Source organism: Arenibacter algicola (assembly GCF_018860365.1).
GTDB lineage: Bacteria > Bacteroidota > Bacteroidia > Flavobacteriales > Flavobacteriaceae > Arenibacter > Arenibacter algicola_B.
In genome coordinates this window covers 321,073-342,628 of record NZ_JAHKPO010000018.1, presented here as the reverse complement: position 1 = coordinate 342,628, position 21,556 = coordinate 321,073, and the positions used below count along the sequence as shown (strand labels likewise).

The 21,556-nt window shown below is 39.2% G+C and carries 18 protein-coding genes; all 18 read left to right on the top strand.

The window, feature by feature from the left end; all coding sequences use genetic code 11:
- Window positions 1–39: 39 nt before the first annotated feature.
- The 18 genes from KO529_RS17010 to KO529_RS16925 all read left to right on the top strand — a co-directional run bounded on the left by KO529_RS17010 (window position 40) and on the right by KO529_RS16925 (window position 21,454).
- Window positions 40–237 (top strand): hypothetical protein, encoded by a 198-nt coding sequence (locus tag KO529_RS17010; protein WP_215949061.1) that lies wholly within the window; start codon window positions 40–42, stop codon window positions 235–237.
- A gap of 1 nt (window position 238) precedes the next feature.
- Window positions 239–862 (top strand): ferric reductase-like transmembrane domain-containing protein, encoded by a 624-nt coding sequence (locus tag KO529_RS17005; RefSeq protein WP_215949060.1) that lies wholly within the window; start codon window positions 239–241, stop codon window positions 860–862.
- A gap of 3 nt (window positions 863–865) precedes the next feature.
- Window positions 866–1,720, top strand: coding sequence for an NmrA family NAD(P)-binding protein (locus KO529_RS17000; RefSeq protein ID WP_215949059.1), 855 nt, complete (start codon window positions 866–868; stop codon window positions 1,718–1,720).
- A 10-nt stretch (window positions 1,721–1,730) separates the two neighbouring features.
- Window positions 1,731–2,459, top strand: coding sequence for an FAD-binding oxidoreductase (locus tag KO529_RS16995; RefSeq protein ID WP_215949058.1), 729 nt, complete (start codon window positions 1,731–1,733; stop codon window positions 2,457–2,459).
- On the top strand, window positions 2,459–3,610 hold the full coding sequence (gene egtB / locus KO529_RS16990) for an ergothioneine biosynthesis protein EgtB (protein ID WP_215949057.1): 1,152 nt from the start codon (window positions 2,459–2,461) through the stop codon (window positions 3,608–3,610). Before KO529_RS16995 ends, egtB begins: the two co-directional genes overlap by 1 nt.
- Window positions 3,607–4,554: an L-histidine N(alpha)-methyltransferase gene (gene egtD, locus KO529_RS16985; protein WP_215949056.1), complete on the top strand. Its 948-nt coding sequence runs from the start codon at window positions 3,607–3,609 to the stop codon at window positions 4,552–4,554. Before egtB ends, egtD begins: the two co-directional genes overlap by 4 nt.
- 80 nt (window positions 4,555–4,634) lie before the next feature.
- The gene (locus KO529_RS16980) at window positions 4,635–5,474 is read left to right on the top strand and encodes a hypothetical protein (RefSeq protein ID WP_215949055.1); all 840 of its coding nucleotides are present in this window, start codon (window positions 4,635–4,637) and stop codon (window positions 5,472–5,474) included.
- A 249-nt stretch (window positions 5,475–5,723) separates the two neighbouring features.
- Window positions 5,724–6,965, top strand: a complete 1,242-nt coding sequence (locus tag KO529_RS16975; protein ID WP_215949054.1) for an alpha/beta hydrolase family protein — start codon at window positions 5,724–5,726, stop codon at window positions 6,963–6,965.
- A gap of 155 nt (window positions 6,966–7,120) precedes the next feature.
- Entirely contained in the window at window positions 7,121–9,085 is a 1,965-nt protein-coding gene (locus tag KO529_RS16970; RefSeq protein WP_215949053.1) for a glycoside hydrolase family 97 protein, read from the top strand.
- Between the two features lie 266 nt (window positions 9,086–9,351).
- The gene (locus KO529_RS16965) at window positions 9,352–9,852 is read left to right on the top strand and encodes a GNAT family N-acetyltransferase (RefSeq protein WP_215949052.1); all 501 of its coding nucleotides are present in this window, start codon (window positions 9,352–9,354) and stop codon (window positions 9,850–9,852) included.
- 153 nt (window positions 9,853–10,005) lie between these two features.
- Window positions 10,006–11,733, top strand: a complete 1,728-nt coding sequence (locus KO529_RS16960) for an amidohydrolase (protein WP_252734445.1) — start codon at window positions 10,006–10,008, stop codon at window positions 11,731–11,733.
- A gap of 92 nt (window positions 11,734–11,825) precedes the next feature.
- The gene (locus KO529_RS16955; RefSeq protein ID WP_215949051.1) at window positions 11,826–12,161 is read left to right on the top strand and encodes a n-acetylglutamate synthase; all 336 of its coding nucleotides are present in this window, start codon (window positions 11,826–11,828) and stop codon (window positions 12,159–12,161) included.
- A 205-nt stretch (window positions 12,162–12,366) separates the two neighbouring features.
- Complete coding sequence (locus KO529_RS16950) at window positions 12,367–14,064, top strand: response regulator (RefSeq protein WP_215949050.1); 1,698 nt, start codon at window positions 12,367–12,369, stop codon at window positions 14,062–14,064.
- A 417-nt stretch (window positions 14,065–14,481) separates the two neighbouring features.
- Window positions 14,482–17,118, top strand: coding sequence for an MGH1-like glycoside hydrolase domain-containing protein (locus tag KO529_RS16945; RefSeq protein WP_215949049.1), 2,637 nt, complete (start codon window positions 14,482–14,484; stop codon window positions 17,116–17,118).
- A gap of 197 nt (window positions 17,119–17,315) precedes the next feature.
- Window positions 17,316–18,602 carry an acetylxylan esterase gene (locus KO529_RS16940; RefSeq protein WP_215949048.1) on the top strand — a complete coding sequence of 429 codons (1,287 nt, stop codon included), beginning with the start codon at window positions 17,316–17,318 and terminating at the stop codon, window positions 18,600–18,602.
- A gap of 67 nt (window positions 18,603–18,669) precedes the next feature.
- Window positions 18,670–19,959: a Gfo/Idh/MocA family protein gene (locus KO529_RS16935; protein WP_215949047.1), complete on the top strand. Its 1,290-nt coding sequence runs from the start codon at window positions 18,670–18,672 to the stop codon at window positions 19,957–19,959.
- Window positions 19,960–20,127: 168 nt separating this feature from the next.
- Complete coding sequence (locus tag KO529_RS16930) at window positions 20,128–20,529, top strand: hypothetical protein (RefSeq protein ID WP_215949046.1); 402 nt, start codon at window positions 20,128–20,130, stop codon at window positions 20,527–20,529.
- A 163-nt stretch (window positions 20,530–20,692) separates the two neighbouring features.
- Window positions 20,693–21,454 carry an SDR family oxidoreductase gene (locus tag KO529_RS16925; protein ID WP_215949045.1) on the top strand — a complete coding sequence of 254 codons (762 nt, stop codon included), beginning with the start codon at window positions 20,693–20,695 and terminating at the stop codon, window positions 21,452–21,454.
- Window positions 21,455–21,556: the final 102 nt, after the last annotated feature.

Below are 21,556 nucleotides of genomic sequence, written 5' to 3'. Positions count from 1 at the left end.
AAATAGCCAAATCGATGGCAATTTTGTAAAAAAACAACTATGAGTCAAGTAGCCAATTGCCCAAGCTGTGGGGGCAAATCCAAAATAAAAGAAATAGATGGCCAGCTTACTTTTGAAGCCATTCAAGATGCCGAAGTCTTTAAAAAAGTAGCTCAGCTTAAAAAGGCAGTGGAAAAATTTAAGGAAAAAGCCGAATCCTTAGAAAAGGAATTGGAAGTTTTAACGACAAACAAATAGAATGAATTTTATAAAACGAAACTACGGGTGGATGATTGTGGCCGTTTTGGCCATCTTGCCCCTATTTATCATTTTTGGTATGTTTAATGTCGAATTTTCCAATGGGTTGTCCATTAGCTTGATTGAAGGTGCTGGTAGTGAAGGAAGATCCACTTTGGAAATGTTGTATCATATTTCCGGTGAATTTGCAATACGTTGGATGACAGCTGTTCTTACTTGTACCCCCTTCTTTATACTATTTGGGGTCAATAACCTTTTTGTACGCCAAGCCATGGGTATAGCTACAGCGGTATGGAGCATCCTGCACTTCATCATTTTTGTATGGGGCGAAGGTCTTTTGGAAACATTTACCCAAGCCAACTACATTGCTGGCTTTATAGCGGTACTTATATTGCTACCATTGTTGTATACATCCAATAGAAAATCCATGAAACGATTAAAGACGAAGTGGAAAAAATTGCAAAGTTTGGCGTATGTTGCCATAATTCTGAGTTTACTTCATGTAGCTCTTTTAGATAAAACCTGGCTGATCTATGCGGTAATTGTTGGCTTGGGATTTATTATAAGAATAACCCCTATTAAAGAAAGCATTATGGCATATCGATTACAAATTAAAAAAATATAACTCATGAAAATTGCAGTAACATCCGTTAGCGGACAATTAGGGGCTTCAATAGCAAAAGCATTGATTCAGGAAATTGGTAAAGAAAACGTAATAGGCATTGCACGCACACCTATAAAGGCGAAGTACCTAGGTGTGGAAGTGAGAAAAGGCGATTACAATAGTCGTGAAGATTTTGATACAGCCTTAAAAGGAGTTGATAAATTGTTACTGGTTTCGGGAATGGACCAACCTCAAAAGAGAATTCAGCAACACCGTAACGTGATTGAAGCCGCAAAGCTAAATGGAGTTCAAAAAATAGTGTACACCAGTATTGTAGGCGATGAAAAAAATACGGCATTTAGTCCGGTGGTGCAAAGCAATCGCCAAACGGAAGAAGATGTGCGCAACTCTGGTTTACAATGGATTATTGGCAGAAACGGCATTTATATTGAACCCGACTTGGAATATATGGACACCTATGTAAAAGAAGGAAGCATTACTAATTGTGCAGCAGACGGAAAATGTACATATACCAGTCGTGAAGAATTGGGTTTTGCCTACGCACAACTACTTTTAAATGATAGGCTTAACGGACAAACCCTAAATCTTGTTGGAGAAGCCATTACCCAAACTCAATTGGCGGAATATATCAATCAGGTGTATAAAACCAATTTAAAGTATAATACAGTTTCCGTTGAAGACTATAAAAAAGAACGCCAGGCTGCCTTGGGAGAATTCCTAGGAACTATCATTGCAGGTATTTATGAAGGCATTAGAAATGGTGCCAACGAGGTGGTTTCAGATTATGAAAAAGCTGTCGGAAGACCACATAAATCGCCTTTGGCCATGATAGAGAATTATCATAAAAAGCATTCATAAAAACAAAAGCATGAGTTTAATTGAGTCCATATTAAAATCCGTAGTATTAAAAGATGCCCTAATCACTGAAAAAGTGAAGCTTTCCGAGGCGGCTTTTAAAATTCGTCTAAAAAACGAAACCATAGGCAAGATCAACTTTATACCCGGTTCTTTCCTACGTATGGGACTCGGTATTGGCAAAGACGAATTGTCGCTAAAGGACAAAATGAGAAGCTATAGCATTTGGGATATCAACAAAGACAAGTCGTATATAGATGTAGCCATTGCTACCCACAGCAATGGTATTGGCAGTCAATGGATAAAAGAATGCAATGTGGGCGAAAAGATTTATTTTAAAACCAAAAAGGGCAACTTTTTAGCGGAAGATTCTGCAGATAGCTACATGATGGTAGGCGACCTCTCTGCACTATCACACCTTTATATGATTCGTAGAAATATAGGCAAGGACAAACAGGTGGAAAGCATTTTGTACAGCCAAGATAAACAAGACCTGTTTCCTGATGTTGACGGTACCCTACCATTCGATTTTTACGAATTGCCAGAAAACCCTTCCGAAGATATTATTACCATGGTAAGAGAAAAAGTCTCTACTTTTAAGGGTAAAAAAATGGCATACATAGCAGGCGATAGTAGACTTTGTGTGGCCTTGAACCGGTTTTTTAGACAGGAACTGCATTGGGAAACCAAACAAATCAAAACCAAACCCTTCTGGAATCCAGATAAAAAAGGACTTGAATAATGGATATATTGGACCAGTACAAAGAAGTTCGTACTTTTACGGAGCAGATCTGCAAACCACTCCAAACCGAGGATTATGTGGTGCAGGTTGCCGAATTCGCCAGTCCGGCAAAATGGCAATTGGCACATAGCAGTTGGTTTTTTGAAACCTTTGTGCTGCTTCCCCATCTCCCGAATTATAAGCTTTTCAATAAGGATTTTCCCTTCTTGTTCAATAGTTATTATAACAATGCAGGAGATAGGGTCTTAAGGGCGAAACGCGGTAACCTTACCAGACCGACTATCGATGAAGTTTATGCTTACCGACAATATGTGGATACTGCCATGTGGCAATTATTGCATCAAAAGTTGGATGCCGACATGGTTCAATTGGTCACTTTAGGCCTGCATCACGAGCAACAACATCAAGAGTTATTGCTGAGCGATATCAAATACATGTTTGGACAAAACCCACTATTTCCTGCCTATGATTCCGACACTAGTTTACTGGACCAAGAAAGGAATATAGAAACAGGTAGTGTGAAAATCCCAGAAGGTGTATACACCATTGGTTACCAGGGAGAAGGTTTTTGTTTTGATAATGAATTGGGAGTCCACAAAGTATTTTTGCACGATTTTGAGATTCAAAAAGGCTTGGTAACCAACGGCGAGTACCTTGAGTTTATTGAAGCTGGCGGCTATACAGATTTTAATTTGTGGTTGGATGAAGGTTGGACATGGTTAAAGCAAAACCAAGTTTCAATGCCTTTGTATTGGCATGAGGTAGATGGCCAATGGATGCATTATACCTTAAAAGGATTTCAGAAAATAAACGAAAACGACATTTTAAAACACGTAAGTTTTTATGAAGCCATGGCTTTTGCTGAATGGAAAGGCATGCGTTTGCCCACAGAATTTGAGTGGGAAATAGCTTCAGGCCAACTTAATTGGGGGCAGCGCTGGGAATGGACCAATAGTGCATATTTGCCCTACCCTGGTTTTAAAAAAGCCGATGGTGCTATTGGCGAGTACAACGGCAAATTTATGATTAATCAAATGGTGCTTCGTGGTGCCTCCATGGCTACTTCACCAAAACATAGCAGGACCACTTATCGCAATTTTTTTCACCCAAGTGCCCAATGGCAATATACCGGAATACGATTAGCAAAATGAACAAACAATTCGCCATCGATGTTAAAGAGGGTCTAAGTAAAACCCCTAAAAGGCTGTCCTCAAAATATTTTTATGACGAAAAGGGTTCTGCACTGTTTTCTGAAATAATGAAATTGCCCGAGTATTATTTGACTAATGCAGAGTTTGAAATTTTTCAAAAGAAAGCTTCTGAAATTATTGAACTATTAGGACTCACCACTGAAAAAAAATTCGACCTTATCGAGCTTGGTGCTGGTGATGGGTACAAAACCATTGAATTGCTTAGAGCATTGGACACCTGCAATTTTCAATACCTGTACACCCCAATCGATATTTCCGCAAAAGCCCTACATCAAATCGAAGAAAATATCCAACGGCAATTTCCAAAGAAAAAAATAAGCCCCAAACTAGGGGACTATTTTCATATCCTTCATGAATTAAAGCCCTCTCCCCTTCCTAAAGTCGTACTGTTCCTTGGCTCTAACATTGGAAACATGGAAAATACTGAAGCCAATGCCTTCCTAAACCATCTTAGTGAAAACTTATCCAAAGGCGATAAAATTATACTTGGGGTAGATCTAAAGAAAAGTAAGGACATTGTGCTACCTGCTTACAACGATAGTCAGGGTGTAACCAGTGCATTTAACCTAAATTTATTAAGCAGAATAAACAGCGAACTGGATGCCGATTTTAACACCGATTTGTTTGAACATACTCCTATGTATGACGAAGAGGAAGGGGTAGCCAAAAGCGCAATTAAAAGTATTGTGAATCAAGAGGTGGAGATTAAAGTTTTGGACATGAAAGTCACTTTTAAAAAGGAAGAGAAGATACACACCGAAATTTCACGAAAATACGACGACACTGTCATTCAGACCATCTGTTTACATACGGGGCTAAAAATTGTTGGTAAGATCACAGATTCTCAAAACTATTTTGCCGATTATATTATTGAGAAACAATAATATAAAGAATAAAAATTTGGCTTACAAGAACTTGTCCTCGTCAAAAAAACGTAAATTGGAACTAATTAAAATGGTTGAAAATGGTATCTAGAACATTAATTATTATAGCGATAATATTATTGTCCTGCAAAAATAATGACTTGGATAATGGCGCATTGCAAGCGGGCAGTTTCAATATAGAAAAGGACTTCCTATTAGTTCAGTATGATTGTAAAACCGATGTAGATGACCTGCATACTATAGCTGCCTTTTTTACCCTCATGTCCGATCCCAATTTTTCTAAAATTAATTATCACGCCGTTGCAGGCACCTATGGTATTCAGAGTGGCTTATACGTTCCTCCCAATCCATTAATGGAACTGGCTTTTAAAGACAATTGGACGGATGCACATAATAATACACAAACCGCAGTGGAACAAGTAAAGTCCAAAATTACTACAACCCTTTTAAATAAAGGTGATGTATGGATAGCTGAGGCGGGCCAATCAGATTTTACCGCAGAACTTATTAAATCCATTCAAGCCAATTTACCAGAAATAAACACCTCCGAAAATATACATGTGGTACAACATTCTGATTGGAATGAAAAATCTACCTCTCCAGAGGATCTTGAATTTGTAAAGAAAAACACCGATTATCATAAAATACCGGACGGCAATGTCGTTGGTAATGGGACACCTGGGTTTCTGTCAGCAGAATACACCCAGTGGAAGGATAAAATCACAAATCCAAAATTGATTGAAGTTTGGGAACTCGCTATTGAAATTTCAAATGAATATAACGGAAAAGATGGGCGCTACAACAATAAGGCCATTTCACAAGGTGGTATGGACTTTTCGGACCTCTCTGAAGTTTGTTGGATTTTGGGAATCAATGATATTAAGGATACGAAACAATTTTTTAATATCTATTCCAATTAAAAAATCCGCCCATCCTTAGGTAAATAATTTTGTAGAAAAGTCTAATTGAAAGTCACTAGTCTTTTGACTTTTGAACACAACATCTACCTAATTTAATATATATAAATTGGACCAAGGAAATTAATGGTCTCTGTACCGATATTATCGGTTTGCATTTCAAAGTTCCCCGTTACTCTATTACTTAACTTTTACAAGTTTATAAAGTAAATAAATATGAGATTTTTCGGATTTTTAGTAATTGTCGGCTTCATGACAACATTACAGGGCCAGTCTTTTAAAGGTAATATTAGTCATGGAAAAACAAGCTTTAATTATCAAATAGAACTTGCGCCGATTGAAGGTAAAACAAGGGTATTTTTTTCAAGTATGGAAATGAATGCTTTTGAAATACCCTGTCAAAACACAACTTATGACAAAGACTCCCTCAATTTTTATGTGATCAGTGATTATTATACCTATGAATACAAGTTCTTGCCGTACAATCGGAACTTCAAAGGACAGTTAAAGGTTTATTCCAATGAAACAGAAAAATTATTAAACACTTTTGAGACCGAGCTGACCCCTGATAATTTAAAAGAATCGGACCTAATTGAAAAACAGGAATTAATCTTTGTTTCCAATACCCTGAAGCTTCATGGTACCTTATGGAAGCCTAAAAATCCAATAAAAAAGGGTTTGTTTTACGTGACTTCCTCTCAAGGAAATGACCGAAGTGGCACCAATGCCGAAGCCCAATACTTTGCGGATTTAGGGTACACAGTTTTTAATTATGATAAACGTGGAACTGGCAAATCTGAAGGAGATTGGCAATCCGCAACCATTGAAGAACTTTGTATCGATGATATCAATGCCTTGGAATTCTTCTCCAAAATATCCTCACTGCCTTTATCGGTAATTGGTATTAAAGGAAGTAGTCAGGGAGGTATAAAGATACCTTATATCTTGTCTAAAGTGCCCGATTTGGGTTTTGGGATTTCCATCAGCTGTCCCAGTGGAACCCTTATGGAAAGCGATTTGAACCATTGGAGAAATTTGAACTACGATATGTTGGGAAAAGCTAATATTGATCGGGCTCTAAATGTTCAAAAAGCAGGGTATGATTATCTCGCAGGCAATATTTCATACGAATCATTGCTTACGATAAAAAATGAAAACGGTAAGGAAGATTGGCTTAAGCATATATGGATTCCTGAGGAGGGTGTGCAAAAGGATTATAAGTTGAATTTTAGTGGACTACCATATTTTGAGAAAATAACACAGCCCATATTGGTGATTCAAGGATTATCGGATGAAATAATTCCTATGGATAGTTACAAAACCATCGAAAAAGTAATTAGTAAATCCAATTCAAATAATTATAAGGTCATTACTTTAAAAAACACATCACATTCTATGACATCCGTTAATAATGAATTTCCTTATTTTCAATTATTAACACCGGAGTATTTAACAGTAATTACCAATTGGCTCAATGCAATGGAAGCTAGATAAATTCTCCAAACAGCAATTGTTGAAATAATGGCCACATTATTGCTAAAATAAATGTCCGTTAAATATTGAAAATTAGTACGTAAACCCGGTTCTTTGTCTGGAACACCCTCGGTGTTAATTATAACCTAAAACCATCGAAAAAATCTTCTGGAATTATGATGATTAGAACACTTCTTTTACTTTCCATATTCTCAATTGTTCAGCAAACGTTTTCACAAAATTTTAAAATCAATTCCCCGGACAAAAACATAGAGCTTAATATTAAGGTCGATGGTGGAATATCCTGGTCTGCTTCCCTAGATGGCAATATTTTGATCAAAGAAGCTAAAATAGGAATGGATTTCTCCACTGGGGAAGATTTTGGGGTAAATTCTAGGGTCAAAGACCATATTATAGAAGAGTTTTCTTCCATGATCTACCCTGCAATACCCCATAAAGACGCTGAAATTAAGGATGAATATGTTCAATTGGCAATTACCTTCAAGGGGCAATATCAGCTCAAATTTAGGGCGTACAATGATGGTGTTGCCTATCAATTTATAGACAAGAATAAGAGGGGAAGAAATGTAATATCAGAAAAGGCCATGTTCACGTTTCCGGAGGGAGCAAAATCCTTTTTTCCGCAAGAAGATAGTATGTACTCCCATAATGAACGTTCCTATTTGGACAAATTAGTAACAGACATCACAACTGATGAATTTTGCAGCTTGCCGGTAGTTTTTACGACCGATAAAGCGAAGGTTTTGATCACTGAAACAGCCCTTCATGATTACCCGGGCATGTTTATGAGAGGGAACGGGAATACCTCTGTAGATGCCATATTTCCAAAATTTGTCCTAGAGGCAGTAGATGATAAAGCACAGCCCGATCGTAACCAAACAATTACCACGGAAGCAGATTTTATCGCAAAAGTATCAGGTAATAGGGAGTATCCTTGGAGAGTGTTTATTATTAGTAATGACGACCGCACCTTTGTAGAGAGCAACTTGTCCTATCAGTTATCGAGACCACAGGCCATAAAAAACACGGATTGGATTAAACCGGGCAAAGTGGCATGGGACTGGTACAATGCCAATAATATTTATGGTGTCGATTTTAAATCAGGACTAAACACCGCTACCTACAAATACTATATTGATTTTGCTTCTGCCAATAATATAGAATATATAATACTGGATGAGGGATGGACAAAATCCACTACAGAAATTCTCGATTTTAATCCGGATATAGACGTAGTTGAATTGATTAGGTATGGAAAAGAAAAGGGCGTGGACATTATTCTTTGGACGCTATGGAAACCCCTCCAGGCCAACCTTGTTGAAATCCTTGAAACCTACAAAAGTTGGGGTGCGAAAGGAATTAAGATCGATTTTATACAGCGCAGTGACCAATATGTGGTGAATTCCTATGAGCAAATAGCAAGAGAATGTGCTAGACTGGAATTGTTGGTTGATTTTCATGGTTCGTTCAAACCTTCGGGCTTAAGACGTGTATATCCCAATGTTATCAACTATGAGGGTGTAAAAGGTAGTGAAAATAATAAATGGAGCAAAGATGTTACTCCCGAGCATAATGTGACCATCCCCTTTATCCGGATGGCTGCAGGCCCAATGGACTATACCCCTGGCGCTATGAGCAATAGACAAAAAGCCAATTTTGGCATTAGCGGCAAGCGACCAATGAGCATGGGGACACGGGCACATCAAGTGGCTATGTATGTGGTTTATGAAGCTCCCCTACAAATGCTTTGCGAAGCGCCCTCAAGGTATTATCAAGAACAGGAGACCGTAGACTTCATCACACAAATTCCAACAATATGGGATGAGACCATTGTGCTTCACGGCGCAATAGGCGATTATATTGCGGTGGCCAGAAGAAAGGGTGATAAATGGTATATTGGGGCTATGACCGATTGGACATCTAGGGATTTGGAATTGGATCTTTCGTTCTTAAAAGAAGGGAACTATAAAATGGAGGTGTATAGGGATGGTATAAATGCCAACCGCTATGCAGAAGACTACAAAATAGATGCAATGGAAGTCAATAGGGAATCCAAAATCATTGCAAAAATGGCTCCAGGTGGTGGATGGTCGGCCATTATCACAATTCCGCGCCTTTAAAATTAATAATTCCTCTTTATAACAAGGGGAAATGACATTTAAATACAATCACTATAAATTGTACAGAGGGATATCTTTGCCCTAGTGCTTATATCACCCTTTTATATCAATCAACAATAAACACAATGCATCGAATTTTCGTAAATTAGATGTGATAAATCACAACTAGTAAGGAACCTATAGTAGATGCAAGTAAACAGAAACAACAAGTCCATTGACTACATACCAAAATCAAAAATTTGAGAATTTCTTGGTAACAAAAAAAAATGAAACTACCTCCATACTATATATTTCCACAAATCAATTCCGACACCTTTGTTCTACGGCAAGTTGAAATTGAGGATATTAAAGACATTGTTGAAATATCGTATTATAACTCCCAACCAGCTTTAACGGTTGGGGATGCAATAGCAATGCAAGACGAAATAAACAAGGACTATGAAAACGGTTCGTCAATTCATTGGGGCATTGCGGACAAACGAACGAATGTAATAATGGGAACAATAGGCTATTATCGTGGTTTTGACAATGGTATTGGAGAACTTGGTTGCGTTTTAAAACCTGAATTCAGTGGAAAAGGTATTATGACAACGGCAGTGAAACTTGCAGCCGAATTTGGAATTAACACTATTGGGCTTACAAAAGTTATAGCGATTACGACCAAACAAAACAGCAGGGCCGTAAAACTATTTGAGCGACTTAACTTTATAAGGAAAGCAGATCTTCCAGAAGATGAAATTGAATTTCAGTACATTAAGGGTGACTAAGAAGAAAGTGCAAATCAGTTTACTTCCCAAGTCTTATGGGCTCGTACTTAGTTTACTAAACTAAATTATTTTTACTTTTAAAAACATTTCCTTTTAACGTTGGATTGATTAACCTCTTAAAATTGTAAATTCAGCTTTCAAAAAAAGAATATTATGCCATTACGAATCTCGCTATTCCTTGGAGCGATTATAACTTCCCTCCTTTTTCCCTCCTGTAAGGGAACAGTAAAAGAATCTGCAACCATGCTTATTTATGGCGGAAATATTTATACCGTAGATACTACCCAACCCATGGTGGAAGCAGTAGCCGTGAAAGGCAACACCATACTATTTGCTGGTAGCCTGGCCGAAGCCGAGCAATACAAAAGCGACCAGACCCAACTTTTGGATCTGGAGGGCAAAACCATGACCCCGGGATTAATAGAAGGGCATGGCCATTTTATGGGATTGGGGTATAATGAATTGGATTTGGATCTAAATAACACCACCAGTTATCAAGAAATAGTAGATGCCGTAGCCGAGAGGGTCAAAACAGCAGCACCAGGAGAATGGATTATAGGTAGAGGTTGGCATCAAAGCAAATGGAAAGAAATGCCTTCAGAAATAGTAAATGGCTTTCAAACTCATGATTTACTTAGTGCAATTTCCCCGGACAATCCTGTTTACCTTGGGCATGCCAGTGGTCACGCAGGTTTTGCCAATGCCAAGGCCATGGAAATCGCCGGTCTATTGGAATTATCCAAGGAAGGAATAAGCAAATTTGAGGTTGAGGGTGGCGAGGTAATGCGAGACGCTATGGGAAGACCTACGGGTATTTTCAATGAGCTCGCCGAAAGCCTTATTACAAAACATATCCCGGAGAACACCCCTGCAAAAAACATCAAGGCATTTGAAATGGCGGTTGCCGCCTGCCATAAAAATGGTATTACCGGTTTTCATGATGCGGGCATAGACAGGGAGACCATTACACTGTACGAAGAAATGAAGGCTAAGGATAAAATGAAAATTCGCCTATACGGTATGCTAACAGGTTGGGATAAAGAGTTGCTCAATGAATGGTACAAAAAAGGACCTATGATAGATCCCGATAATTTAGTGACGATCCGTTCCGTTAAATTAAATTGTGATGGTGCCTTGGGTTCAAGAGGGGCTTGGTTGTTGGAATCCTATACGGATAGACCTGGACATTTTGGCCACGAAACCCTCCCTATGAAATTTGTAGAAGAGACGGCGCTTAATGGATTACAGTACGGTTTTCAGGTATGCTCACATGCTATAGGCGATAGGGCCAACAGGGAAGTGCTGGACCGCTACGAATCGGCCTTTGCTGAATTGCCCCAATTGGCAACCAATCACAGGTTCCGGATAGAGCATGCTCAACATTTGCATCCAGACGATATTCCCCGCTTTGCCCAATTGCAGGTTATTCCTGCCATGCAAGCTATACACATGTCCTCTGATAGGTCCTGGGCCATTGACCGTTTAGGGGAACAGCGAATCAAGGAAGGTGCCTATATGTGGCAAAGCCTGTTGAAAAGTGGTATCCCCATTGTGAATGGCACCGATGTACCGGTGGAACCATTAAACCCAATTGCCAGTTTATATGCGAGTGTAACCCGAAAAACCTTACAAGGAACCCCTGACGGAGGTTATGAGCCAGCCGAAAGGATGACTCGGGAGCAAGCACTTAAATCCTATACCTTGGATGCAGCCTATGGTGCCTTTGAAGAAGACATTAAAGGTTCTATAACTATTGGCAAATTGGCCGATTTTACGATATATGACCGGGATATAATGAAGGTCCCAGAAAAAGAACTCTTAAACACTGGGATAGCCATGACCATTTTTGATGGAAAAATAGTGTATACCAAGGGGGATTGAGTGCAGGGAATACCTTTTGTGGGATACTTAAATGGTACGAAATAATTTACTTAAATATTAAAATAACACACATTTACAAACCAATAGAGCCCATGAACTATAACAACAAAAAATTCAGGATCGTTGAAAACTCGGAAAACGGGGAAACTACCAATGAAACTATTTTTGAATATTGGCAAAAGGGCAATATTTTGACTTCCGAATATGAGGGTGGGCAAATTGTAAAAGGACATTTGATAGGTTTGGTAGACCCGGACGGGAATATTGATATGCGTTATCATCAAATAAACAGTAATGGCGAAATCATGACAGGGGTCTGTAATTCAAGACCGGAGATTCTGTCGAACGGAAAAATTAGACTTTATGAAAATTGGCAATGGACAAGTGGCAATAAATCCAAAGGAAAATCTGTCATTGAGGAAATCTAAATATATATTCATTTGGGCAAGATGACCAACAACTCCCAAAATTTGTGGTTCAGCACTAATTTGTATTCAAATTAAAAATGTAAGAATTTACTTATAATATTCTATAAAAATAGTCGTTCTAGAAAAGTGAACTCTATAATTAGTGCGAATATGGTGTTTTCGAATACTAATTGTATTAATATTTTGTATTAATCTATTATAATCAATGGCTGAATTCTCTTCAAGACGAGTAAAACTGGTCTTCTGTTTATCATTATTAACAACCATTATATCTACAATTTGGTTTTTTATAGCCAAAAGCTTGGATATAGGGGACTTAAGCTATTTTATAGGGGCCACAATACCATTGTTTATCATTTCTGCGCTTGTTTCAAAAAAAGGCAACCTAACCATTGCCCGCGTCATTTACCTGATTGCCTTTAACCTAAGTGTTACCCTCACTGCTTCATTTATTGGAAAAGCAGGTAGTGTTGAGTTTATTTTAATGTTTGCCCTGGCATTGCCATTTGTAACCTTTTCCTTTAGAAGGGAAAGGCTCTTTATAGTGATATTTTCCGGACTTTCAATGATGCTTTGGTTTCTCCTATATTACACCAATTTTGATCTGTTTACCAATACCCATATGGATCCTGAATTGGCCGGTAAGTACGTTTATCCCATCTCCATTGGCACAACCATTTTATTGGTAACCTATCAGTTAATTTATTTCTCTTACATAAATGCGCAATATTATTCCAGCATCCACAGCCAGCGGGAAGAAGCCATAGAGGAATCCAATGCCAAATCCAGATTTTTGAGCATGATGAGCCATGAGATACGGACCCCTTTAAATGCTATCACCGGCCTCTCTCACATATTGGGGGATTCCAATCCACGAAAAGATCAGGAACAGAATATAGAAGCATTGAATTATTCGGGGAAGATTTTGCTGAACCTTTTAAACAATGTTTTGGATTTTAGCAAAATGGAATCCACGACAATTAGCCTGGATCCGATTCCTACCAATATTATGTTGGCAGTAAAACAAATTAAAAAGATACATGAGCCCAGTTGTTTGCGTAAAGGCATTACCCTGGAACTGGAAATTGATGATGACCTTCCTGTCGTTCAATTAGATATAGTACGTTTTAACCAGGTAATAAACAACCTAGTTTCCAACGCCATTAAGTTCACCGATGAAGGAAGTGTAACCCTGAAGATCACAAAATTGAACGAAACTGCAGATACTGTCCTTTTGCATACAGAAATAAAGGATACCGGTATTGGCATTGCTCAGGATCAGCATGAAAAAGTTTGGCAGGCGTTTACCCAAGCCTCTACCAGCACAAATCGCTTGTATGGTGGAACCGGCCTAGGGCTGCCCATTGTGAAAAGTATAGTGGAAGCCATGGGGTCCCAAGTAAAAATTAACAGTGAACCTGGTGTTGGCAGTAGCTTCAATTTTGATTTGGAGTTAAAATTGGCCTCCAACGAGGAACTGGAACAAGCCACCCAGAAAAAAGAACATGATCTAAAGGGAAAAAGAATTCTATTGGTAGAAGACAATCAGATCAATGTTATGGTGGGAAGGCAAATATTGGAAAAGGCCAACCTTGTCGTTGATGTGGCTTATGACGGACAAGAGGCTGTAAACAAGGTTCGGGAAAATGATTATGACGCCGTACTTATGGATATTCAGATGCCCATAATGGACGGATATACGGCTTCCAAAGAAATAAGAAAATTCAATACAGATACTCCAATTATGGCCTTATCCGCCTCTGTATTTATGGAGGTAAAGAGCAAAATTATCGAAAGTGGAATGAACGGTTTCATTTTCAAACCTTTTGAACCGGAAGCCCTTCTGGACAAAATTGAAGACGCAATGCAAACCAAAATTCCAGCTGATATAGTTGCCGACTAAGAAAAACTGTTTGCGCATCATTGCCGTTATTGGGGTGATCCTAAAATTAGGCCAATCTTCCCATAAAATCTTCACTAAAAAAAAGGAAAAGTTTACAGTATCCCAAAGCTTTAACAATAAGAATACCTTAAAGCAATTCTTAATATTAAGAATACACTACCAATCCACACGAGTGTATCTAATATGACTTCTTTAATTTGAATCGTTTTTTTTAATGGGATAACAAAAGATTATCCATAAAAATAACAATTAGGTAATATTGAAAGGTTTAATTACCAACTGAAGTAATTAGTCTTATTTTTACAATTATACCCGAATGAAAAAATAGCTATTTAAATATTTATCGATAACTATATAACATTCCGGTTTTAAACATCTATGGTTTAATTCTATTTAAGACACAAAAACAATATCTCAATGGCACATTTTACCCCGAAAATTGCTGAGGAAGACAGACTTGCTGTTCCCGATACCTACAAACACTGGAAAAAATGGGGTCCGTATTTGGCAGAAAGACAATGGGGTACTGTTCGGGAAGATTATAGCGAACATGGACATGCATGGGATTTTGTAGGTCATGACAAGGCCCGTAGCAACGCCTATAGATGGGGAGAAGAAGGAATAGGTGGCTTTTGCGACTCCAGGGAGATATTATGTTTGGCTCCTGCATTTTGGAACGGCAAGGATGAAATTTTAAAGGAACGATTGTTCGGCCTTACCAATAATCAAGGTAATCACGGAGAAGATGTTAAGGAGCTCTACTTTCATCAGATGTCCACCCCAACCCACTCTTACTGTAAATACCTGTATAAGTATCCACATAAAAAATTTCCATATCTAGAACTTGTCAATAACAACATTCGTAGCCGGGAGGATATGGAATATGAGTTGTTGGATTCCAAATCTTTTAATAACAATGCCTATTTCGATTGTTATATTGAATATGCCAAAGCGGACGTGGAAGATATTCTTATGAAAATCACGGTGGTCAACAGAGGCCGCAGAAAGGCCAATATACATGTGCTGCCACACCTTTGGTTCAGAAATTTCTGGAAGCACAATAAGCGATTTAAACGTCCTTCCATTAAATCCGTTGCAGACAACTGCTTGCAGTCCAGAAGTATAAGAAACGGTAGACACTACCTTTATCACGAGAATGGCGATCAACTCTTTTGTGAAAACGAGACCAACAATAAGCGAATTTATAATGTTGCCAATGAGGTAGACTATGTTAAGGATGGTATAAACGATCATGTAGTAAACGGCAAGCGCACCGTTAACCCTGAAAAGAATGGTTCCAAATCGGCCATCTGGCACAAATTTAAGCTAAAGGCCGGTGAAGAAAAGAGTATAAGGGTACGTCTCAGTAAAAAGAAATTGCAAGATCCCTGGGCAGATTTTGATGCTATATTTGAGGAAAGGATAAAAGAATGTGAAGAATTTTATGATAGCAAACTAAAGAAAAACTTGCCCGAAACCCACCAAAAGATAGCCAAAAGTGCCTTCTCAGGTTTGTTGTGGACCAAACAATTCTATTATTATGATGTCTTTAAATGGCTTTTTGGAGGACCAGGGGAACCAAAACCTTTCCGTGTGGCCGCTAGAAATTTTACTTGGCAGCACCTTACCAATAGGCATGTAATATCTATGCCCGACAAATGGGAGTATCCTTGGTATGCGGCCTGGGACTTAGCCTTTCACATGGTTTCCTTTGTAGAAATAGACCCCTATTTTGCCAAGGAACAATTGCTCTTGGTACTGCGGGAAAATTATATGCACCCGAACGGACAAATTCCTGCCTATGAATGGAACTTTAGCGACGTTAACCCTCCTGTCCATTCCTGGGCGGTATGGAATGTATATGAAAAGGACAAACAAAGGAACGGTACAGGGGATACCAAGTTTTTGGAAAATGCTTTTCAAAAACTACTCATCAATTTTACTTGGTGGGTAAACCAAAAAGACAAACATGGTACGGATCTCTTTGAAGGTGGATTTTTGGGACTGGACAACATTGGAGTGTTCGACCGTAATCATATGCCGGAAGGGGTTAGCAGAATGCAGCAAGCCGATGCCACCAGTTGGATGGCCATGTTTACCGTGAATATGCTGCGTATGTCACTGGAATTGGCCAAGACCAATAAAGTATATGAGGAGTCGGCGGCCAAATTCTTCAGGCACTTCCTGAATATTGCCTGGGCCATGCACCATATTGGGAAAAAAGATATCTCACTGTGGGATGATGAGGACGATTTTTATTATGACGTGGTTGAACTTTCCAATGGGGCAACAAGTAGATTGAAGGTGCGTTCCTTGGTAGGTATAATTCCAATGTTTGCCGTTGAGATCATTCATAAGGACCTCTTTGAACAATTGAAGGAATTTAAGATTAGGGCAGCCGAAATTGTTCGTACTAGGCCAGATCTCGCTTCCCTGATCTCCAATATTGAAGAGGCCAATCCAGAAGGTAATTATCTGTTTTCTATTATGCGTGCCTATAGGTTGGAAAAACTCTTGAAGCGCCTTTTGGACGAAGATGAATTTCTTTCAGACTTTGGTATACGTTCGCTTTCAAAATACCATAAAGATCATCCTTTTATATTCGCTCATAACGGTCATTATACCATTCACTACGAACCTGGTGAGAGTCGCTCCAATATGTTCGGGGGCAACTCCAACTGGAGAGGGCCCATCTGGATGCCATTGAATTATATGATCATTCAATCTTTGCGAAAGTACTATACCTTTTATGGGCCAACCTATCAGTACGAGTTCCCCACGGGATCCGGTGTTAAGCTAAATTTAAAGGAAATCGCCAATGAGCTCACCAAGAGATTGGTGAAACTTTTTGAACATAATGCGGAAGGCAAATTCCAGTATCATGCTGATGATAAGAATAAACTTTTCTCAAAAGATGAGCACTTTAGGAACCAACATCTCTTTTACGAATTTTTTGATGGCGATAATGGTAAAGGGCTAGGTGCTTCGCACCAAACGGGCTGGACAGCATTGATCGCCAATCTCATCATGGAAATGGAAGAATCCGGGTCCTAAAACGGACATTTTCTAAAAACTTATAAAAATCTAGACCTCACATTGTGGGGTCTAGTGCATTTAGGGACTAAAATTCCACCTAATTTACTATCTTTCTACAGTAGTAGGGAATCATTACCAATTTCTTCCACTTAAAATATAGGCATGCTCACCGCATTGCTACAATGTTGAACACAAATTAAACCAAAAAATTAAAAATGAAAATTTTCACTTCCCTTGCGTGCTTTCTCCTTTTTAGCACTTATTTAATTGCACAACCCCGCCAAGAACTAGTAGAAGTTATTGTAAGCCCCAACCATACCGATTGGACCTATTCTATTGGGGAACAGGCAGAATTTACTATTTCAGTTTATAAAAACAATGTTCTCTTAGACGATATCGAAATTAAGTACACTGTCCAGCCCGACCCTGGGTACCGAACCTTAAAAATTTGGGATGAGGGCACACGTACCCTTAGAAACAATTCCACAAAAATTAAGGCCAAAAAATTCACCGAACCGGGATTTCTCCGTTGCACAGCAACCGTTGAAGTAGATGGTAAGGAGTATTCTTCCTATACCACGGTAGGTTTTGCACCAGACAAAATACAGCCCACGACCACTTTACCGAAGGATTTTGAGGCGTTTTGGAATAAAGGCAAGGAAGAATTGAATCAAGTACCCATGAACGCGGTACTGACCTTGATGCCTCAACGCTGCACGGACAAGGTAGATGTATACCATGTGCAATTGGACAATATAAAAGGTAAAATCTATGGTATTCTTACCAAACCCAAAAAAGCAGGAAAATATCCCGCCATCCTACATGTGCCCGGTGCTGGAATAAGACCCTATTCTGGGGAAATTGACGAAGCTGCGGAAGGTTTTATCTCTTTTACCATTGGTATTCACGGCATTCCCGTAAACTTGGATCAAAGCGTTTATGACAATCTTAGCAGAGGGCCCCTAAACGGTTACCAGACCTTTAATTTGGATGATAGGGATAATGCCTACTTCCGCCGTGTATATCTCGGTTGCGTTAGAGCGGTCGATTTTATAGAAAGTGTGGATGATTTTAATGGCGAAGATATTGCGGTAACCGGTGGTAGCCAAGGCGGTGCGCTTTCCATTGTGACTGCAAGTTTGGATGATAGAATTGATTATCTGGCTGCCTTTTATCCTGCCCTATCCGATATGACCGGATTTTTACATGGGCGTGCCGGAGGTTGGCCTCAGATTTTCGTGGACGAATTCACCAACAAAACAGAGAAAATAGAAGTTTCCAAGTATTATGATGTTGTAAATTTTGCTCGCTTCGTAAAAGTACCGGGTTGGTACAGTTGGGGGTATAATGACAATGTTTGTCCACCTGCCTCAACTTATTCCGCTTATAATGTAATGACTGCACCAAAGGAACTACATCTTTTTCAAAAAACACAACATTGGCACTACCCTGAACAAAAGGAATTGAAAAAAGAATGGCTATTCGCGAAGCTGAAGAACTAAGATAGATCGGGCCCCAAAGATTTGGTCATGGACTTTCCAATATTTAATTGAACCAATCTAATCGTAAATGAAATCAAAAGACCAACATCGTAGAGAATTTATTAAACAAAGTGGTTTAGGCCTATTGGGCCTAACCTTATTGCCTTCGGCCTACGGTAGGATTGCTCCTAGCGATCGCCTAAGGGTTGCCCATATTGGCGTGGGCGGAATGGGCAACAACCATATGAAATGGTTCAGCGGTCTGCCCGAAGTGGATGTGGTTGCGCTTTGCGATGTAGACGAATCACATCTGGCAAGCAGTCTAAAAACAATGGAAACCCTTCAGCCCGGAAAAAAGGTGAAAGGCTATGGGGATTTTCGAAATATTCTGGACCGTAATGACATTGATGCCATCACCTGTGCTACCCCGGACCATTGGCATGCACAGATCGCAACTTTGGCTTTTCAGGCAGGAAAGGATGTGTACGGTGAAAAACCACTGTCCTATGATGTTAAAGAAGGGCAAATGATGCTCAAAAATATGGAAAAGCACGACCGTATTTTTCAAATGGGAACGCAGATTCATGCTACCGATAATTACCATCGCGTGGTAGAAATTATAAAGTCGGGCGCCATTGGTAATGTACACACGGTTCGTTTATGGAAAACAGGTGCACCACCAAATTTGGGCAATCCTAAAAGTGTGGCCATCCCCAAAGGTCTTAATTGGGATATGTGGCTGGGACCTGCACCCTATGTAGATTATATGCCGGAGAAATGCCACTTTACATATCGTTATTTCTTGGATTATTCAGGAGGCTTCTTTGCCGATTTCTGGTGCCATATTGCCGATGTTGCCTTTTGGGCCTTGCAACCCAAGGGTCTAAAAAGTATTGTTGCCCGAGGGGAAAAAGCCGAAGGCATCGCCGACACGCCAAAATGGATCGAAATCGATTATGAGTTCGACGGTTTAAATCTTTATTGGACCAGTGAACCTCCAAATGTTCCTGGTGCCGCAGAGCGAGGAATAGGCGCCTATTTTGAAGGAGACAAGGGGAGTTTAATTTGTGATTACAATTCCCGTGAAATCACCATCAATGGTGAAACTATGACCGATATCCCGGAAATACCACAAAGCATTATCCGCTCTCCGGGGCACCAACAAAACTTTGTGGATGCCGTAAAGTCGAGAACCCAACCTGAATCAAATCTGGCCTATGCCCGCACCATGACTCTGCCCATGCACTTGGGATTGATTTCATACAGATTGGGAAGAAAACTCAATTGGGATTCGGAAAAGGAGAAATTTATTGGAGATTCTGAGGCCAATGGCCTTTTGTCCAGAAAACCTCGGAAACCTTGGCGATTGGTGACCTAATCCCTATTTACCCTAAACAACTATCATTGATAAAAATCAATCGAACCCATGTTGCCCAAAATAAACACAACGCCTAATAATAAGCCCTGTTTGACCCCATTTAACTATGATTTCTGTATTCTTAAGACTAAATATTAATAGTTTTAAGCATTTAAAATTTGTGCTAAAATGAATAAAAGAATTGCCTTGAAAATTATGTTCCTATTGCTGGGAACACTTTTAATATTTCATGTATTAATTTTCACGGAGCAAATACCCTATGATAAAGTCTGGGCAGGTAAATTAAATTCTGTTGAGGAAATGAAAGCCTTTGAAGCTTTTTCCATCCTGATCAATCTCTTCATGATTTTGATACTGTCCATTAAATACAAACTTTTGGAGAGTGGAAAAAGAAATAAGGTCGTTGATATACTCATATGGATATTTGTGGTCTTTTTTGCCCTGAATACGATAGGCAATATGTTCGCCAAAAGTTTGATAGAATTAATTTTGGGAGGTATTTTGACCCTGGTTTCATCCATTCTTTGTTTTATAATTGTTAAAAAGGAAAAAATAAAAACAACCCAATAAGCCAAAGTCGCTCCTCTCTTGTCCTGCATAAGTCAGTACAAAACAATAAGCTATCATATCAATCCAAACTAAAAACGAGATAACATTCCTGCTATAAAATTAAGAGGGAGCTGGTCCATTTCTATAATATTCCCGAATTTTACAAAAACAAAAATCCATTATAATGCCTGAAAACAAAATTGCAGTAGTAACAGGAGGAAGTCGAGGCCTAGGTAAGGATATGGCCATTAATATCGCAAAAAAAGGAATCGATGTCATTATTACCTACCACTCCAACAAATCGGCGGCAGATAAAGTTGTGGCCGAGATAAGGAACATGGGCAGATTGGCGCATGCGCTACAATTGGACACCGCTAAGATTAATTCCTTTGATCAATTCTTCAATCAGCTTTCCACTTATCTAAAAACCGAAACAGCTAAGGAAAAATTCGATTTTTTGATAAACAATGCCGGTACCGGAATTTATCAACCTTTTATCGAAACCACGGAAGAACAGTTTGATGAAATGGTCAATGTTCATTTCAAGGGAGTCTATTTCCTAACCCAAAAGGCCCTGCCCTATTTAAATGACGGTAGTAGAATTATTAACATTTCTTCCGGTCTAACCAGATTTACTTTTCCAAATTCATCGGCCTATGCCCCAACTAAAGCTGCTGTAGAAGTATTTACCAGATACCTGGCCAAAGAATTGGCACATAGAAAAATTACCGCAAATGTTGTGGCTCCAGGGGCAGTAGCAACGGATTTTGGTGGTGGAGAGAACAAAACAAACGAGCAAAAAAGAAAGGCTGTAACCGCTGCCACTGCCTTGGGAAGAGTAGGAGAACCTGAAGATATTGGCGGTGTGGTGGCATTTTTGTGTACCGAGGATGCCCGCTGGATCAACGGTCAACGCATAGAGGCTTCAGGAGGGATCCTATTGTAGAACAGTTTATAATTTCTTAAAAAGGGGCCATAATATTCCGTATGACATGGTAAATGAATTTATCCTACCATTTACAATTAATTGAAGGTGTGTAACATTGGT

What these genes read in the sequence shown, in the direction of transcription:
- KO529_RS17010 (WP_215949061.1), top strand. Translation starts at nt 40, where the DNA reads ATGAGTCAAGTAGCCAATTGCCCAAGCTGTGGGGGCAAATCCAAAATA.
- KO529_RS17005 (WP_215949060.1), top strand. Translation starts at nt 239, where the DNA reads ATGAATTTTATAAAACGAAACTACGGGTGGATGATTGTGGCCGTTTTG.
- KO529_RS17000 (WP_215949059.1), top strand. Translation starts at nt 866, where the DNA reads ATGAAAATTGCAGTAACATCCGTTAGCGGACAATTAGGGGCTTCAATA.
- KO529_RS16995 (WP_215949058.1), top strand. Translation starts at nt 1,731, where the DNA reads ATGAGTTTAATTGAGTCCATATTAAAATCCGTAGTATTAAAAGATGCC.
- egtB (WP_215949057.1), top strand. Translation starts at nt 2,459, where the DNA reads ATGGATATATTGGACCAGTACAAAGAAGTTCGTACTTTTACGGAGCAG.
- egtD (WP_215949056.1), top strand. Translation starts at nt 3,607, where the DNA reads ATGAACAAACAATTCGCCATCGATGTTAAAGAGGGTCTAAGTAAAACC.
- KO529_RS16980 (WP_215949055.1), top strand. Translation starts at nt 4,635, where the DNA reads ATGGTATCTAGAACATTAATTATTATAGCGATAATATTATTGTCCTGC.
- KO529_RS16975 (WP_215949054.1), top strand. Translation starts at nt 5,724, where the DNA reads ATGACAACATTACAGGGCCAGTCTTTTAAAGGTAATATTAGTCATGGA.
- KO529_RS16970 (WP_215949053.1), top strand. Translation starts at nt 7,121, where the DNA reads ATGATGATTAGAACACTTCTTTTACTTTCCATATTCTCAATTGTTCAG.
- KO529_RS16965 (WP_215949052.1), top strand. Translation starts at nt 9,352, where the DNA reads ATGAAACTACCTCCATACTATATATTTCCACAAATCAATTCCGACACC.
- KO529_RS16960 (WP_252734445.1), top strand. Translation starts at nt 10,006, where the DNA reads ATGCCATTACGAATCTCGCTATTCCTTGGAGCGATTATAACTTCCCTC.
- KO529_RS16955 (WP_215949051.1), top strand. Translation starts at nt 11,826, where the DNA reads ATGAACTATAACAACAAAAAATTCAGGATCGTTGAAAACTCGGAAAAC.
- KO529_RS16950 (WP_215949050.1), top strand. Translation starts at nt 12,367, where the DNA reads ATGGCTGAATTCTCTTCAAGACGAGTAAAACTGGTCTTCTGTTTATCA.
- KO529_RS16945 (WP_215949049.1), top strand. Translation starts at nt 14,482, where the DNA reads ATGGCACATTTTACCCCGAAAATTGCTGAGGAAGACAGACTTGCTGTT.
- KO529_RS16940 (WP_215949048.1), top strand. Translation starts at nt 17,316, where the DNA reads ATGAAAATTTTCACTTCCCTTGCGTGCTTTCTCCTTTTTAGCACTTAT.
- KO529_RS16935 (WP_215949047.1), top strand. Translation starts at nt 18,670, where the DNA reads ATGAAATCAAAAGACCAACATCGTAGAGAATTTATTAAACAAAGTGGT.
- KO529_RS16930 (WP_215949046.1), top strand. Translation starts at nt 20,128, where the DNA reads ATGAATAAAAGAATTGCCTTGAAAATTATGTTCCTATTGCTGGGAACA.
- KO529_RS16925 (WP_215949045.1), top strand. Translation starts at nt 20,693, where the DNA reads ATGCCTGAAAACAAAATTGCAGTAGTAACAGGAGGAAGTCGAGGCCTA.